General features: G+C 72.6%; 7 protein-coding genes. 4 read left to right on the top strand and 3 right to left on the bottom strand.

Features of this window, described 5'->3' with window-relative positions; genetic code table 11:
• Nucleotides 1-157: 157 nt before the first annotated feature.
• From ACFU6I_RS30095 to ACFU6I_RS30085, 3 genes are all read right to left on the bottom strand, one after another.
• Nucleotides 158-1,738 (bottom strand): alpha/beta hydrolase, encoded by a 1,581-nt coding sequence (locus tag ACFU6I_RS30095; RefSeq protein WP_384372339.1) that lies wholly within the window; start codon nucleotides 1,736-1,738, stop codon nucleotides 158-160.
• Nucleotides 1,739-1,843: 105 nt separating this feature from the next.
• Nucleotides 1,844-3,454 carry an alpha/beta hydrolase gene (locus ACFU6I_RS30090; protein ID WP_384372337.1) on the bottom strand — a complete coding sequence of 537 codons (1,611 nt, stop codon included), beginning with the start codon at nucleotides 3,452-3,454 and terminating at the stop codon, nucleotides 1,844-1,846.
• A gap of 133 nt (nucleotides 3,455-3,587) precedes the next feature.
• Entirely contained in the window at nucleotides 3,588-6,335 is a 2,748-nt protein-coding gene (locus tag ACFU6I_RS30085; RefSeq protein WP_384372335.1) for a lysylphosphatidylglycerol synthase domain-containing protein, read from the bottom strand.
• Between the two features lie 236 nt (nucleotides 6,336-6,571).
• On the opposite strand from ACFU6I_RS30085, the gene ACFU6I_RS30080 reads away from it, so the two are divergent.
• The 4 genes from ACFU6I_RS30080 to ACFU6I_RS30065 all read left to right on the top strand — a co-directional run bounded on the left by ACFU6I_RS30080 (nucleotide 6,572) and on the right by ACFU6I_RS30065 (nucleotide 15,928).
• The gene (locus ACFU6I_RS30080) at nucleotides 6,572-7,024 is read left to right on the top strand and encodes an MGMT family protein (protein WP_384372333.1); all 453 of its coding nucleotides are present in this window, start codon (nucleotides 6,572-6,574) and stop codon (nucleotides 7,022-7,024) included.
• 209 nt (nucleotides 7,025-7,233) lie between these two features.
• Entirely contained in the window at nucleotides 7,234-10,632 is a 3,399-nt protein-coding gene (locus ACFU6I_RS30075; RefSeq protein WP_384372331.1) for an ATP-dependent helicase, read from the top strand.
• Between the two features lie 408 nt (nucleotides 10,633-11,040).
• A complete protein-coding gene (locus ACFU6I_RS30070) occupies nucleotides 11,041-14,523 on the top strand; it encodes a UvrD-helicase domain-containing protein (protein ID WP_384372329.1) in 3,483 nt (1,160 codons plus the stop codon).
• A 10-nt stretch (nucleotides 14,524-14,533) separates the two neighbouring features.
• Complete coding sequence (locus ACFU6I_RS30065) at nucleotides 14,534-15,928, top strand: dipeptidase (protein ID WP_384372328.1); 1,395 nt, start codon at nucleotides 14,534-14,536, stop codon at nucleotides 15,926-15,928.
• Nucleotides 15,929-15,949 lie beyond the last annotated feature (21 nt).

Below are 15,949 nucleotides of genomic sequence, written 5' to 3'. Positions count from 1 at the left end.
ACGAGGACGACCCTCCGCCTTGCGATCGCACGCACCGGACGCCGCCGGGCCCACCCTTCGGGCGGACGGCGGGACTTCCGACACACGCCCTAGAGGCGAAAACCTTCGAAGGGGCCGGTCCGCATCATGCGGGCCGGCCCCTTCTCCGTTCACCCCGTCACGAACAGGTCCTGCCGTCCGCGGGGATCTTCCCGTCCAGGAAGTACGCGTCCACCGTCGACGTCACACAACTGCTCACACCGTACGAGCCGTGGCCCTCGCCCTTGTTGGTGAGCATGATGCCGACGCCCCTGCCCAACTCGTCCGCCATCCTCTGCGCCCCCTCGTAGGGTGTCGCAGGGTCGCCGGTCGTGCCGATGACGAGGATCGGACCGGCGCCCGGAGCGCTCGCCTCGGGGGTTTCCAGCTCACCCTTGACCGGCCAGTCGGAACACCAGCCGGCCGTGTCCCACGCCAGGAACGGGCCGAAGACCGGGGACAGCTTCCGGAACTCGGGCAGCAGGGCCCTGGCTTCCGCGACCGTCGGCCGGAGGCTGCTGTCCGCGCAGGAAATGGCGCGCTGCGAGTGGTTCTGGGTGTCGTAGTGTCCCTTCTCGTCCCGACCGTTGTACTGGTCGGCCAGCTGCAGCAGCAGATTGCCGGTGCCCTGCTTCTCCGCCTCGTCCAGCGCGTTCGTCAGGACGGGCCAGCTGCTCCTGGAGTAGAGCGGCAGCACGATGCCGGTGACCGCCATCGCCTCGTTGAGCTCGCGGCCCGAACCGGTCGGCAGCGGCTTCCTGTCGATCCGCTCCAGCATCCGGGCGATGCGCCGGGTGCCGGCCTTCGGGTCCTGGCCGCGGTCCTTGAAGTAGTTCTCCAGGGCCCGCTGGAAGCCGGTCGTCTGGTTGCGGGCGTGCCCGATCGTGTCGGCGGTCGGGTCGACGACCGCGTCGAGGACCGTGCGTCCCACGTTCTGCGGGAAGAGGTGCGCGTACGTCCCGCCGAGCTCCGTACCGTACGAGATGCCGAAGTACGTCATCTTCCTGTCGCCGAGAACCTGGCGGATCAGGTCCAGATCCCGGGCGGCGTTCGTCGTACCGACATACGGCAGGACCTTGCCCGAACGGCGCGCGCAGCCGGCGCCGAAGTCCGCGCCGTCCTTCATGAAGGCCGCCTCCTCGGCCGCCGTGTCCGGAGTCATGTCGACCTTCCGGTTGGCGTCCTCCTGCTCCCGGTCGGTGCGGCAGTTCACGCCGGCGCTGGCCGCGACCCCGCGCGGGTCGAAACTCACCAGGTCGTAGCGGGCGTTGAGCTTCCCGTACGAGCCGGCGGCGCGCGGCAGTATCGAGACGCCGGAACCGCCGGGGCCGCCGAAGTTGAACAGCATCGAGCCGAGCCGGCGGCTCTTGTCCCGGGCCTCCTTGCGGATCAGCGCAATCCCGATCGTCCCGCCGTCCGGCTTCGCGTAGTTCAGCGGCACCTTGACCGTCGCGCACCGCCAGTCGACGCCGGGTGCGGTGCCGCCCTCGGGGGCCTTGCACCGGTTCCAGTCCGGGCGCTGGGAGGTGAGGGACGCGGGCAGGGCGGGCAGGGCCTGCTTCCCGTCCGACGCCTTGGACGATCCGGTGGACGAGGGTGCGGCGCCGGTGCTCGCCTTGTCGTCCGACGCCGGGTCCGTACCCCCGCCGCAGCCCGCGAGTACCCCCGTGAACAGCAGTGCGGCAGCGGCCAGAGCTCCGGCGCGTGCATGGTGGACCACGTGTACGTCCCTCCCCTTGGTGCCTGTGCGTACGGCGTGCGGCGGCAGGCCAGGGCCCGAGAGCCCGGCGTGATCCGGAAGGGGCACTGGGCGCCGCCGACAGCTTCAGCGGCAGACGGTACCGGCCGCCGGGACCGTGCCGTCCAGCAGGTAGCTGATCACCGTCTTCTTCACACAGGCGTTGCCGCTGTTGTACGCGCCGTGTCCCTGGCCCTCGTAGGTCAGCTGCACCCCGACGCCCTGGCCCAGCTCATCCGCCATCGCCTTTGCACCCTTGTACGGGGTCGCCGGGTCGCCGGTGTTGCCGATGACCAGGATGGGCGCCGCGCCGGGAGCGCTGACGTCCGGGGTCGCCCACGCACCCGCGACCGGCCAGTCGGTGCACTGCATCAGACCCCAGCCCATGTAGTCGCCGAAGACCGGCGACGCCTTCTGGAACTCCGGGATCAGCGCCCTCGTCCCGTCGACGGTGAACCGCTGCTTCGAGTCGGCGCAGTTGATGGCCGCGTTGGCGGCCGTCGAGTTGTCGTACCGGCCGTTCCGGGAACGGCCGTTCAGCGAGTCGGCGAGAGCCAGGAGCAGCGCGCCGTTCCCGCCGTCCGCCTCGTCGATGCCCTGTTCCAGCAGCGACCAGGTCTCCTTGGAGTAGAGCGAGGCCGCGATTCCGGTGGTGGCCTGGGACTGCGTCAGCTGCCGGGATCCGAGCCCCGCGATCGGCTGCTTGTCCAGCCGGTCGAGAAGTTCGGCGATCCCCTGCTCGACCTCCTTCCCGGTCGTACCGGGAAGCTTGCAGGCGGCGCCGCGATCCGCGCAGTTCTGGGTGAAGTTGTCCAGCGCCAGCTGGAAGCCCTTCGCCTGGCCGAGGGAGGACTGCTTGTAGTCCTCGGTCGGGTCGACGACCCCGTCGAGCACCGCCCTGCCGACCTTCTCCGGGAACAAGTGCGCGTAGACGCCGCCCAGTTCGGTGCCGTACGAGATGCCGAAGTAGTGCAGCTTGTCGTCGCCGAGCACCTGGCGCATCAGATCCATGTCGCGGGCGGCGTTGGCAGTGCCGACGTAGGGGAGTTCGGAGCCGGAGTTCTTCTCGCAGGCCGCGGCGAACATCCTCTGCTGGTTGAGGAGGGCCTTCTCCTCGGCGGCGTCGTCCGGGGTGGCGTCGCTCTGGAAGCGCGCGTCGAGCTGTTTGTCGTTCTCGCACTTCACCCCGTAGCTGCGGCCGACCCCGCGGGGATCGAAGCTCACCAGGTCGTAACGGGTACGGAGGCTGGCGTAGGTGGGGCCGAAGGCCGGCAGGGTGGCGACGCCGGAGGCGCCGGGGCCGCCGAAGTTGAAGATGAGCGAGCCGATTCGCTTGTTCTGGTTGACGGCCTTGGCGCGGATCAGCGCCAGCGAGATCGTGTTGCCGTCCGGCTTCGCGTAATCGAGCGGGACCTTCATGGAGGAGCACTCCCACGTGGTGCCGCCGGGGAGCGGGGACGGGGCGGTTCCGCCGCCCTGTGCCGTGGACGGGGCGGGGCAGGGTTTCCATGTCAGTTTCTGGGAGGCCAGGTCGGCCGATCCGGATGGGTCGGCGGCGTTCGCCGCGTGCGGAGAGTTCTTCGTACGGTCCGTACCGGTGGCCTCGTTGCCGCTGTTGTCCGAACAGGCGGTGAGGGGCAGCAGAACGGTGGCGGTGGCCGCGAGGGCCGCGGCGCGCAGGGCAGGGGAGGTCCTCATCGCCCCATCGTGCGACGGCGCGCGGGGCGGCGCGCGGGACACCGGTCCAAGTGGGTGGCCCCGGTGGGGTTGACCTGGGGCAGGGGCCGTGGAGGGCCTCCCCGACGGGCGGTCTCCACAGGGCGGCGGCGTGTCAGAGGGCGCCCTTGCGGGTGAGGTGGTTGAAGCAGAGCCAGCCGGGCAGAACCGGCAGCCACAGGGTCATCAGCCGGTACAGCAGCACGGCGGGCGCCGCGACCTCCTTCGGCAGACCGACCGCGATGAGTCCCAGCGTCAGTGCGCCCTCGACCGCACCCATACCGCCCGGCGTCGGCGCCGCCGACCCCAGTGCGTTGCCGGCGAGGAAGACCACCGCGATGCTCGCGTAGCTGAGATGCGGCACATCGGGACCGCTGAACGCCCGGATCGACGCGTCCAGGCACAACACGAACAGGATGGTCAGCAGCAGCATGCCGCCGATTCCGGTGAACAGCTTCTGCGGGCGCTGTACGACGTCGAGCATGCGCGGTACGACCCCGGCGAACAGCGACCGCAAGCGCGTCACCACGAACTTCCGCAGGAACGGGATCGCGGTCACCACCAGGACCAGCACCGCGACCGTCAGCAGTCCGGCGATCACCGTCCGGGACGGGGTGAGCGACGACGGAGTCTTCTCGGTCCCGGTCAGATATCCGAACGCGGCCAGCAGCAGGATGTGGCAGCCGAGCCCGAACAGCTGCGCGGCGCCGACACTCGCGACGGCGAGCCCCGGGCGTACCCCGGAACGCTGCAGGAACCGCGTGTTCAGCGCCACGCCGCCGACCGCGGGCGGCGCGACGATCTTCACGAACGAGCCGGCCACCTGGGCCAGCACGGTCTTGACGAACGGCACCCGCTCCGGCACGAACCCCAGCAGGCTCATCGCCGCCGCGACGTAGCTGAGCGCCGAGAACCCGAGCGCCGCCGCCACCCAGCCCCACTCCGCCTGCTCGACGACCGCCCCGAAGTCGGCCTCCGTGACCTGGGAGATCAGGAAGTACGCGGCGATCGCGCCGGCGATGAAGCTGAGCAGCGTGCGCGGCTTGATCCGCTCCAGCCGGACCGGCTCCACGGGTGCCTGCGGCCGGATCAGCAGCACCTGGCGGCGGATCTGGGTCAGCAGATCCTCCTCCCGGGCCTCGTCCAGGGCATCGTCTATCGCCCGCTTCTCCGCGCGCTTCTCCGCCTGCTTCTCGTTGCGGAGCGCCTTGCGGTCGGCAGGGACCGGTGCCTGTGCCTCCTGGGCCTTGGCGAGCCTCGCCGCGTCCGACGCCGCGATCACCGCTTCGCGCTCGCGCTGCGACCGCTCGCGGGCCAGCCTCCGCAGCGCCGCCCGGGTGGAGCGGCTGAGGGCGATCGGCTGGAGCAGCGGCAGGCAGTCCGCCACGGCATCGGGGCCGAGGACTTCGAGCGCCGTCGCTACGGCCCGCTCGGCCCCCACCCGCAGACCGGTGGTGGTGAGCAGCTGTGCGATGTCCATCCGCAGCAACAGATCACCGGCCGCGATCTCACCGCCGCGCAGATCGGTCACGAACACCGTGCCCGAACGATCCACCAGGATCGCGTCGCCGGTGAGCCTGCGGTGCGCGATCCGCCGGGACTGGAGCGCCTTCACCTGCCGCCAGGCACCGCGCACCAGGTCGTCGGTGATCTCCACGTCCTCCAGCGCATCGAGGGAGCGCCCGCCGATGTGCTCGTACACCAGCATCACGGCGTCGGGACCGAGCTCCGAGGTGGCGATCAGCTTGGGGGCGTTGGCTCCGGCGGCGATCGCCGCGTACGCGAGGAGCGCCTCCTGCTCCAGGGCCTGGCGCAGCGACTGGATGGACCGGCGCTGGGTGATGCCGCGCAGGGTGAGTCTGCGCCACACCCGGTAGAAGAAGCCCTGTGCCTGCTGTTCCCGGTCGACGACCGTCACATCCAGCGGTGGACCGTCCTCCAGGGAGACCAGATAACGGCGGCCCCGGTCGCTCGGGTCGCCGGAGTCGGGGGTGTCCTCGGAGCGCATCGCGGTGACCGGGCGGAAGCCCACGTGACGCAGACCGGCCATCAGATGCTGACCGGTCGGCCGGACGTTCGGCGAGCCGACCGTGTACAGCGTGCCGTACGCGACGGTCCAGCCGATCAGCACGGTGAGGACGATCGAGAACGGGGTCGTGTAGCCGCCCACCAGCATGGCGAAGGCGTCGAGCAGCAGCACCACCCACAGCACGACCCGCCAGCGCGGCCGTCTCGCCATCCCGACCGCCGTCATGTAGGCGATCACGGGTGCGAGATAGCCGTGTACGGGATCGGTGAGCGCGGCACCGGGCTGAGGCTGGGTGAGGGCGTCCTGAATGGTGCCGGGGGCGGACTTGGCCACCCAGAGGTCGGTGGCGAGCGTCACCCCGTGGGCGAGGACGGCGGCGAGGACACCGTCCGCGATCCGCAGCCCGTCGCGTTTGATCAGCCGCTCGATGGCGAAGGCGACGGGGACCAGCAGCACCGCGATGCTGGAGACCAGGCCGGCGAGCTTGATCAGAACGTCGGGTGCCTGGTCCGTCCCCTTGTTGATGTCGTTCTCGAGACCGGTGGTCGTGCCGTGGGCGAATGCGGCGATGGAGAGCAGGACGACGATCGCCAGCAGACCGACGAGAAGCCGCATGAGGTCGGAGGGGCGGTGCACCCGGGCGGGGAGCAGTGGCTCGTCACCGGAGACCCGGTCGGCCTGTTCGGCCTCCGCGACGGTCGAGAGGGTGGATCCGACCAGATGGCGCGGGGCGGACACCCGCTCCTCGCGCTTCTGCGTCGGCCCCTGCTGCTCCCGCTGCTCTTCCGGGCGCCGCTCGGCGTCAGAGGCGTCGGCCGCCTTCGGTGGCTGCACGCCCTGCTCCTTCGTCGCCTCTGATTGGTCTTCGTGGTCTCGTATCACCGGTCACCGCCCGCATGATGGTGGCACGGCCCGGAGGCAGAGTGGGGTGTCAGGGTGCACTGCACGGTCGCGCGATGCGCAAGATACGCCCCTTTGCGCGTGCGTGCACACTCAGTGAATGCACGCCTACGCGTCCATCGGCCGGGGACCGGGCCGGACTGTCGGTGGCGTACGGCACCATGGGCCGGATGAGCCAACACCGGACGAGCGGCGACGGGGCGAGGGGCGACCGGGCGCCCGACGCGTCGCCGGAGTACGACGCACTGCCGGAGTACGCGGAGCGCGTCCTCGATGTCGCCGACCTGATTCCGCCCGGCCGCGTCATGACGTACGGCGATGTCGCGGAGTGGCTGGGGGAGGGCGGCCCGCGCCAGGTCGGCCGGGTCATGGCGCTGTACGGCGCCGCGGCGCCGTGGTGGCGGGTGGTGCGGGCCGACGGGACGCTGCTGCCCGGTCACGAGCTGCGGGCGCTGGACCGCTACCGCGAGGAGAGCACCCCGCTGCGCGAGGCCCCGCGCAGCGCGGAGGGCCATCTGCCGCGGCTCGACATGAAGCGCGCGCGGTGGGACGGCGTGACCGGTGCGGACGGGGGCACCGACCGGGACGGGGACCAGGACGGGGTCGGGGGAGCTCACACCTGACAGCTTCCGCCATTCGGCCCCATGACGGGCAGAGCCGGGCCCGCTCGATGGACGAGAAAACCTGCGTGACCTGCCGTGCGACGCGGAACGTGACGTTCGACGCAGTGGACCCGCCGCATCCCACGCCCCCGCTGGCGTAGCGTCGACAGTTCGCGGCAGGCACCCCCGCCCCCTCACCATCAGCACACCCCCCAGGACCGGCGATCCACGTGAGCTCCTCCTTCACCCGGCACAGTCCGCACCGTCAGGCACGGCAGGGGGTCCCCCCACGCCCGCAGGGGCGTAGGGGGAGGACCACGGGCGCGTACCGACTGGTGCGTACCCCGCCGGGTTCCGTGGACCCCCCTGTTCTGGACGCAGCGCAACAGATGGTGGTTGATCACCCCGGCGGCCCGCTGCTGGTTCTCGCCGGACCGGGCACCGGCAAGACGACCACGCTCGTCGAAGCGGTCGCCGCCCGCGTCGCCAGGGGTGGCGACCCGGCCCGCATCCTGGTCCTCACATTCAGCCGCAAGGCGGCGGTGGAGCTGCGCGACCGGATGGCCGCCCGGCTCGGTGCCGCCCGCGGCCCGCAGGCCACCACGTTCCACTCCTTCTGCTACGCACTGGTCCGCGCCCATCAGGACGCCGACCTCTTCGCCGACCCGCTGCGGCTGCTCTCCGGACCCGAGCAGGACGTCACCGTCCGCGATCTCCTGGCCGGCCAGCTCGAACTGGAACAGGAGGGCATCGCGCACATTCGCTGGCCCGACGAGCTGCGGGCCTGCCTGACCACGCGTGGCTTCGCCGACGAGGTACGCGCGGTGCTCGCCCGCAGCCGCGAGCTGGGCCTCGGCCCGGATGCCCTCGCCGACTTCGCGCGCCGCACCGGCCGCCCGGACTGGGGCGCGGCCGCAGCGTTCCTCGCCGAGTACCTGGACGTGCTCGACGCGCAGGGGGTGCTGGACTACGCGGAGCTGGTCCTCCGGGCGGTGCTCCTGGCCGAGCGCCCCGAGGTGTCGGCGGTGCTGGCCGGAGCGTACGACGCGGTGTTCGTCGACGAGTACCAGGACACGGACCCGGCGCAGGTGCGGCTGCTGCACGCGCTGGCGGGCAACCGTGGGAGCGTGCCGGGGGCCGGCGGCGGCCGTGACCTGATCGCCTTCGGCGACCCGGACCAGTCGATCTACACGTTCCGGGGCGCCGACGTGAACGGCATCCTCGACTTCCCCGAGACGTTCCGGCGGGCGGACGGCGGCCCGGCCCCGGTCGGCGTCCTCACCACGTCGCGCCGCTCCGGCGCGCAGCTGCTGGCCGCCACCCGGCTGCTCACCCGCCGGATGCCGCTGACCCGGCTGCCGTCGGCGAAGGTCCGCGCCCACCGGGAGCTCGCCGCGGTACGCGAGGGCGGGCGCGTCGAGACGTACACCTACCCGACCGCCTCCACCGAGCTGGACAACATCGCCGACCTGCTGCGCCGTGCCCACCTGGAGGACGGTGTGCCGTGGAACGAGATGGCGGTGCTGGTACGTGCCGGGGGCCGCACGATCCCCGCGGTGCGCCGCGCCCTGACGTCGGCGGGTGTGCCTCTGGAGGTCGACGGCGACGACCTCCCGCTGCGCCACGAACCCGCTGTGGCCCCGCTCCTCACCGCCCTCCGCACGGTCGCCACGGCCGTGCTGCACCGCACGACGGCTGCGGGGCCGACGGGCGCGGACGACGGCGCCGCCCCCGCGTCCGAGGGGCCCGCCGCCCCCTGGCTCGACACCGAGACCGCCCTCACCCTCCTCACCTCCCCCCTCGGCTCCATGGACGCCGCCGATCTGCGCCGGCTCGGCCGGGCGCTGCGCGACGAGGAGCGGGCCGCCGGGAACCGGGTACCGCCGCCCTCCGGCGAGCTGCTGGCCCGCGCGCTCGCCGAACCCGAACGCCTCGTCGCACACGACCCCGCGTACGCCCGCGGTGCCCAGCGCCTCGGCGCGCTGCTGCGCAAGGCACGCGAACTCCTCGAAGGCGGCGGCACCGCCGAAGAGGCCCTGTGGGAGCTGTGGGCGGGCACCCCCTGGCCGGGGCGGCTCGAACGCGCCGCGCTGCGCGGCGGCCCGGGCGGCCGCAACGCCGACCGCGATCTCGACGCCGTCTGCGCACTCTTCGACACCGCGGCCCGCGCCGAGGAACGCACCGGCGGCCGCGGCGCGCTCAACTTCCTCGAAGAGATCGACGCCCAGGACATCGCCGCCGACACCCTCTCCAAGCGGGTCGGACGCCCCGACGCCGTACGGCTGATGACCGCGCACCGCTCGAAGGGGCTGGAGTGGCGGCTGGTCGTGGTCGCCGGGGTGCAGGAGGGGCTCTGGCCGGACCTGCGCCGCCGCGGCTCGCTGCTCGAGGCGGACCGGATCGGCCGCGACGGCCTTGCCGAACCGCTCACCCCCGGCGCCCTCCTCGCCGAGGAGCGACGCCTCTTCTATGTGGCGGCGACCCGTGCACGGGAACGGCTGATCGTCACCGCGGTGAAGGCCCCCGCCGACGACGGCGACCAGCCGTCCCGCTTCCTCACCGAGCTGGGCTTCGAACCGCGCGACGTCACCGGACGCCCGCGCCGCCCGCTCGCCGTCGCCGCGCTCGTCGCCGAGCTGCGCGCCACCACCGTCGACCCCGACGCCTCCGACGCCCTGCGCGACGAGGCCGCCCACCGGCTGGCCCGGCTGGCCGCGCTCACGGACGACGAGGGGCAGCCGCTCGTGCCGTCGGCCCATCCGTACCGTTGGTGGGGGCTGTACGAGCCGACCCGCTCGGCCGTCCCGCTCCGCGACCGGGACCACCCCGTGGCGCTCTCCGGCAGCGCACTCGACCAGCTGGCCAACACCTGCGCCCTGCAGTGGTTCCTCGGCCGCGAGGTGAAGGCGGACGCCCCGGCGACGGCCGCGCAGGGCTTCGGCAACGTCGTGCACGTACTCGCCGACGAGGTCGCCTCCGGCCGTACCCCCGCCGACCTGGCGGTCCTGATGGAGCGCCTCGACTCGGTCTGGGACGGGCTGGTCTTCGACGCCCCCTGGAAGTCGCAGCAGGAGAAGGAGCAGGCGAGGGCCGCTCTCGAACGCTTTCTGCGCTGGCATGTCATGGACCGCACCGGCCGCACCTCCGCCGCGAGCGAGCACGACTTCGACGTGACGCTCGAAGCGGGGGAGTACGAGGTACGGATCCGCGGCTCCATGGACCGCGTCGAACGGGACGCCGACGGCCGTGCGTACGTCGTCGACTTCAAGACCGGCAAGCAGTCCCCGACGAAGGACGAGGTCGCCCGCCACCCCCAGCTCGCCGTGTACCAGCTGGCCGTCCGGGAGGGGGCCGTCGACGAGATCTTCGACGGCCACCGACCCGCCCCCGGCGGCGCCGAACTCGTCCACCTGCGGCAGCCGGCCCCGAAGAAGGAGGGCGGTGACGCCCTTCCCAAGGTGCAGGCCCAGGAACCGCCCACCACCGAGTGGGTCTCCGACCTGCTGGCCACGGCCGCGGGCCGGGTCCTGGACGAACGCTTCACACCCACGACCGGGCAGCACTGCACCCACTGCACGTTCCGGGCCTCGTGCAGCGCCCAGCCCGAGGGCCGCCACATCCTGGAGTGACCGGGTTGCGGCTCCGGCCGGTCGAGTCGAACCGCAGCAGTCGTGGCCGTGCAGCCGACGACAACCCTGAGGCGGCAGTTCCGCAGGATCCCGCGGTCCGGATCATCCGCTGCGATCACCCCACTCACCGTGCGATCCATGCGCGGCCGCGCCACCGGTCGGGCATGGTCCCGGAGCGGCCCGTGGCGGAGGCCACATCTGCCCCAGGGGCCCGGACGGTCTCAGCCGGCCGGTCTCGTGCCCAACCGTCCGGGCGCCCCGCTCGGCAGACGTCCCAGGTGGCCGTCCTCGCAAGGCCGTTGAGGTGGACAGTGCCCGCCCCCGGCCACAGGTGGCCTCCCGGCAAGGCACGTACCGGCCTCCTCGCGGCCCCCCACGTTGTCGGTGCGCCCGGTTAGCCTCTGTGGGGTGTCCTCACGTATCACCGATCCCGAGCAGCTCAAAGAGCTCCTCGGGATCCCCTTCACCCCGGAGCAGACGGCCTGCATCACCGCGCCGACGGCCCCGCAGGTGATCGTGGCCGGAGCCGGGTCGGGGAAGACCACGGTGATGGCGGCGCGTGTGGTGTGGCTGGTCGGGACCGGGCAGGTCGCCCCGGAGCAGGTACTCGGACTCACCTTCACGAACAAGGCGGCGGGCGAGCTCGCCGAGCGCGTCCGCAAGGCACTCGTCGCCGCCGGGGTCACCGACCCGGACGCCATCGACCCGGACAACCCGCCGGGCGAGCCCAGCATCTCCACGTACCACGCCTTCGCCGGACGGCTCCTCACCGAACACGGGCTGCGCATAGGACTCGAACCCACCACCCGCCTCCTCGCCGACGCCACCCGCTACCAGCTCGCCGCCCGCGTGCTGCGCGAGGCCCCGGGTCCGTACCCGGCACTGACCAGGTCGTTCCCCACCCTGGTCAGCGATCTGCTGGCACTCGACGCCGAGCTGGCCGAGCATCTCGTACGCCCCGAGCAGCTCGCGGCGTACGACAGCGACCTCCTCCGTACGCTGGAAACGGCCCGGCTCACCAACGCCGAACTGCGCAAGATCCCCGAAGCCGCCGAAGCCCGCCGCGAGCTGCTCTCGCTGACCCGGCGCTACCGGGATGCCAAGCGCAGCCGCGACCTTCTCGACTTCGGCGACCAGATCGCGCTCTCCGCCGAGCTGGCCCTCACCCGCCCCGAGGTCGGCGCGATCCTGCGCGACGAGTACCGGGTCGTCCTGCTCGACGAGTACCAGGACACCTCCGTCGCCCAGCGGCTGCTCCTCTCCGCCCTCTTCGGCAGCGGCCCCGACGGCACCGCGTCCGGGCACGCCGTCACCGCCGTCGGCGACCCCTGCCAGGCGATCTACGGCTGGCGCGGCGCCTCCGTCGCCAACCTCGACGACTTCCCGCACCACTTCCCGCACGCCGACGGCGCCCCCGCCACCCGGTACTCCCTCAGCGAGAACCGACGCAGCGGCGGCCGCCTGCTGCACCTCGCCAACGGGCTCGCCGAGCCGCTGCGCGCCATGCACGAGGGCGTCGAAGCGCTGCGCCCCGCCCCGGGCGCAGAACGCGACGGGATCGTCCGCTGCGCCCTGCTGCGCACCCACACCGAAGAGATCGACTGGCTCGCCGACTCGATCGCCCATCTCGTACGGACCGGGAAGGAACCCGGCGAGATCGCCGTGCTGTGCCGCACGGCGGGCGACTTCCCCGAGATCCAGGCCGCGCTCGTCGCCCGCGACATCCCCGTCGAGGTCGTCGGCCTCTCGGGGCTGCTGCACCTGCCCGAGGTCGCCGATCTCGTCGCAGTCTGCGAAGTCCTCCAGGACCCCGGCGCCAACGCCTCCCTGGTCCGGCTGCTCACCGGGCCCCGCTGGCGGATCGGACCCCGCGACCTGGCGCTCCTCGGCCGCCGCGCCCGACTCCTCGTCCACCGCGCGGCTCATGCGGACGACGACGACTTCGACCCCGACCGCCGGCTCGCCGAAGCGGTCGAAGGCATCGACCCGGCCGAGGTGATCTCGCTCGCCGACGCCCTCGACACCTTCCTCGAATCGAGTGGTACGGAGGACGACGGGCTGCCGTTCTCCGCCGAGGCACGCGTCCGCTTCGCCCGCCTCGCCACCGAACTGCGCGAGCTGCGCCGCTCGCTGGCCGACCCGCTCATGGACGTCCTGCACCGGGTCCTCGCCACCACCGGTCTCGAGGTGGAGCTCTCCGCGTCGCCGCACGCGCTGGCCGCCCGCCGCCGCGAGACCCTCGCCAACTTCCTGGACGTCGCGGCCCGCTTCGCCGCAGCCGACGGCGACGCCACGCTGCTGGCCTTCCTCGGCTTCCTGCGCACCGCCGTCCAGTACGAGAAGGGTCTGGACAACGCACTGCCCGGCGGTGAGAACACCGTCAAGGTCCTCACCGCCCACAAGTCCAAGGGCCTGGAGTGGGACGTCGTCGCCGTGCCCGGCCTGGTCACCGGACAGTTCCCCAGCCCCCGGTCCCGCGACGCCTGGACCTCCCAGTCCAAGGTCCTTCCGCACGCCCTGCGCGGCGACGCACCCACCCTGCCCGTCATCCACTCCTGGGACGCCAAGGGGCTGGGGGGCTTCAAGGAGGAGATGAAGGAGCACCAGCACACCGAGGAACTCCGCCTCGGCTACGTCACCTTCACCCGGCCGCGCAGCCTGCTGCTCGGCTCCGGCCACTGGTGGGGGCCGTCCCAGAAGAAGCCGCGCGGCCCGTCGGACTTCCTGCAGGCGCTGTACGACCACTGCGCGGCCGGACACGGCGAGATCGAGGCATGGGCGGACGAGCCGGCCGAGGACGAGGAGAACCCGGCCCTCGCGGACGCGGTCGCCGACCACGCCTGGCCGCTCCCGCTGGACGACACGGCGCTGGCCCGCCGCCGGGCGGCCGCCGAGACGGTGCTGGCCCACCTGGAGACGCTGGCGGGGGAGTCGGCGGCGGGTTCGGCACCGGGGGCGTACCCCGCGGCACCGGACGACCAGTGGCATGCCGATGACGAGCCGTACCCGGACGACGAGCCGTACCCGGACGAGGCCGCGGACTGGGACTCCCTGTCGAGCGAACCTCCCGCGGACCCCGCCCCCACGTCATCGGCCCCTCGGATCCCTGCCCCCCACGTCCCTGCCGCCCGGACCCCCTCACGGCTCACCCCGGAGGAGACGCGCGCCCTCGCCTCCTGGGACCGGGACCTCGACGCGCTCGCCGGTGAGCTGCGCCGCGCCCGCGCCACCGTGCGCGAGGTCCTCGTGCCCGCCTCGCTCTCCGCCACGCAGCTGCTGAGGCTCGCCGACGACCCCGACGGCTTCGCCCAGGAGCTGGCCCGGCCCATGCCGCGCCCGCCCGCCCCCTCGGCCCGCCGGGGCACCAGGTTCCACGCCTGGGTGGAGGCCCGCTTCGAGGAGCTGCCGCTGCCCATGCTCGGCCCCGACGAGCTGCCCGGCGGAGACCGGAGCGACACCGACATCGCGGACGAGCGCGACCTCGCCTTGCTCAAGGAGGCCTTCGAGCGGACCCCGTACGCCCACCGCACCCCGTACCGCGTCGAGACACCGTTCCAGATCACGCTCGCGGGCCGCGTGGTCCGGGGCCGGATCGACGCCGTGTACCGCACGGAAGGCCCGGACGGGGTCGCCTACGAGATCGTCGACTGGAAGACGACCCGTCACGCCCCCCACGGCCACGAAGACACGTCGGCCGTCCGCACGGCCGACCCGCTGCAGCTGGCCGTCTACCGCCTCGCCTGGGCCGAACTGCACGACGTACCGCTCGACTCCGTCACCACCACGTTCCTGTTCGTCCGCACCGGGGAGGCCGTCCACCCCACCGGTCTCCCCGGCCGGGCCGAGCTCGAACAAATCCTGTGGGACGAGCCACCTCCCGCAGGCCGATAGGCTCAAGACCATGAGCGACACCCCGGACAGCGCCGTCCGTACGTACACCGAACAGCACCGCACAGCCTTCCTCGACGACCTCGCCGAGTGGCTGCGCATCCCCTCCGTGTCCGCCCAGCCGGAGCACGACGGAGACGTACGACGCAGCGCCGAGTGGCTGTCCGCCAAGCTCAAGGAGACCGGCTTCCCGGTCACGGAGGTCTGGGAGACGCCGGGCGCCCCCGCCGTCTTCGCCGAGTGGCCGTCCGAGGACCCGGACGCCCCGACGGTCCTCGTCTACGGCCACCACGACGTGCAGCCCGCCGCCCGGGAGGACGGCTGGGACACCGACCCGTTCGAACCGGTGATCCGGGACGGCCGGATGTACGGGCGCGGCGCCGCCGACGACAAGGGCCAGGTGTTCTTCCACACACTCGGCGTCCGGGCCCACCTCGCCGCCACCGGCCGCACCACCCCTGCCGTCCACCTCAAGCTCCTCGTCGAGGGTGAGGAGGAGTCCGGCTCCCCGCACTTCCGCGCCCTGGTCGAGCAGCGGGCCGCGCGTCTCGCCGCCGACGCCGTGATCGTCTCCGACACCGGCATGTGGGACGAGACGACCCCGACGGTCTGCACCGGCATGCGCGGTCTCGCCGAGTGCGAGATCGAGCTCCACGGCCCCGAGCAGGACATCCACTCCGGATCGTTCGGCGGCGCCGTCCCCAACCCGGCGACCGCCGTGGCCCGCCTCGTCGCCGCGCTGCACGACGCGGACGGACGGGTAGCGATCCCCGGTTTCTACGACGGCGTGACGGAACTCACCGACACCGAGCGCGCCCTCTTCGCCGAGCTCCCCTTCGACGAGGCCGGCTGGCTGCGCACCGCCAAGTCGCAGGCCGCGACGGGCGAGGCCGGCTACTCCACGCTGGAGCGCATCTGGGCGCGCCCGACGGCCGAGGTCAACGGCATCGGTGGCGGCTACCAGGGCGCCGGAAGCAAGACCATCATTCCGTCCTCCGCTCTCGTGAAGATCAGCTTCCGGCTGGTCGCGGGCCAGGACCCCGACCACGTCCAGCAGGCCGTCCGGGCCTGGGCCGAGGCGCAGTTCCCGGCCGGCATCCGCCATCGGGTCACCTTCGCCCCCGCCACCCGCCCCTGCCTGACCCCGCTGGACCACCCCGCCCTGCAGGCCGTGGCCCGCGCCATGGGACGGGCCTTCGGCCAGAAGATCCTCTTCACCCGCGAAGGAGGCTCGGGGCCCGCCGCCGACCTGCAGGACGTGCTCGACGCCCCCGTCCTCTTCCTGGGTATCTCCGTACCGTCCGACGGCTGGCACGCCCCCAACGAGAAGGTCGAGCTGGACCTCCTGCTCAAGGGCGTGCAGACGACCGCCCACCTCTGGGGCGAACTGTCCACCGCACTCCGCTGAATCCTCTGAACACCCGATCCA

It is taken from the genome of Streptomyces sp. NPDC057486, from assembly GCF_042802415.1.
Lineage (GTDB): Bacteria > Actinomycetota > Actinomycetes > Streptomycetales > Streptomycetaceae > Streptomyces > Streptomyces yanii.
This window is presented reverse-complemented; position numbering and strand designations above follow the sequence as displayed.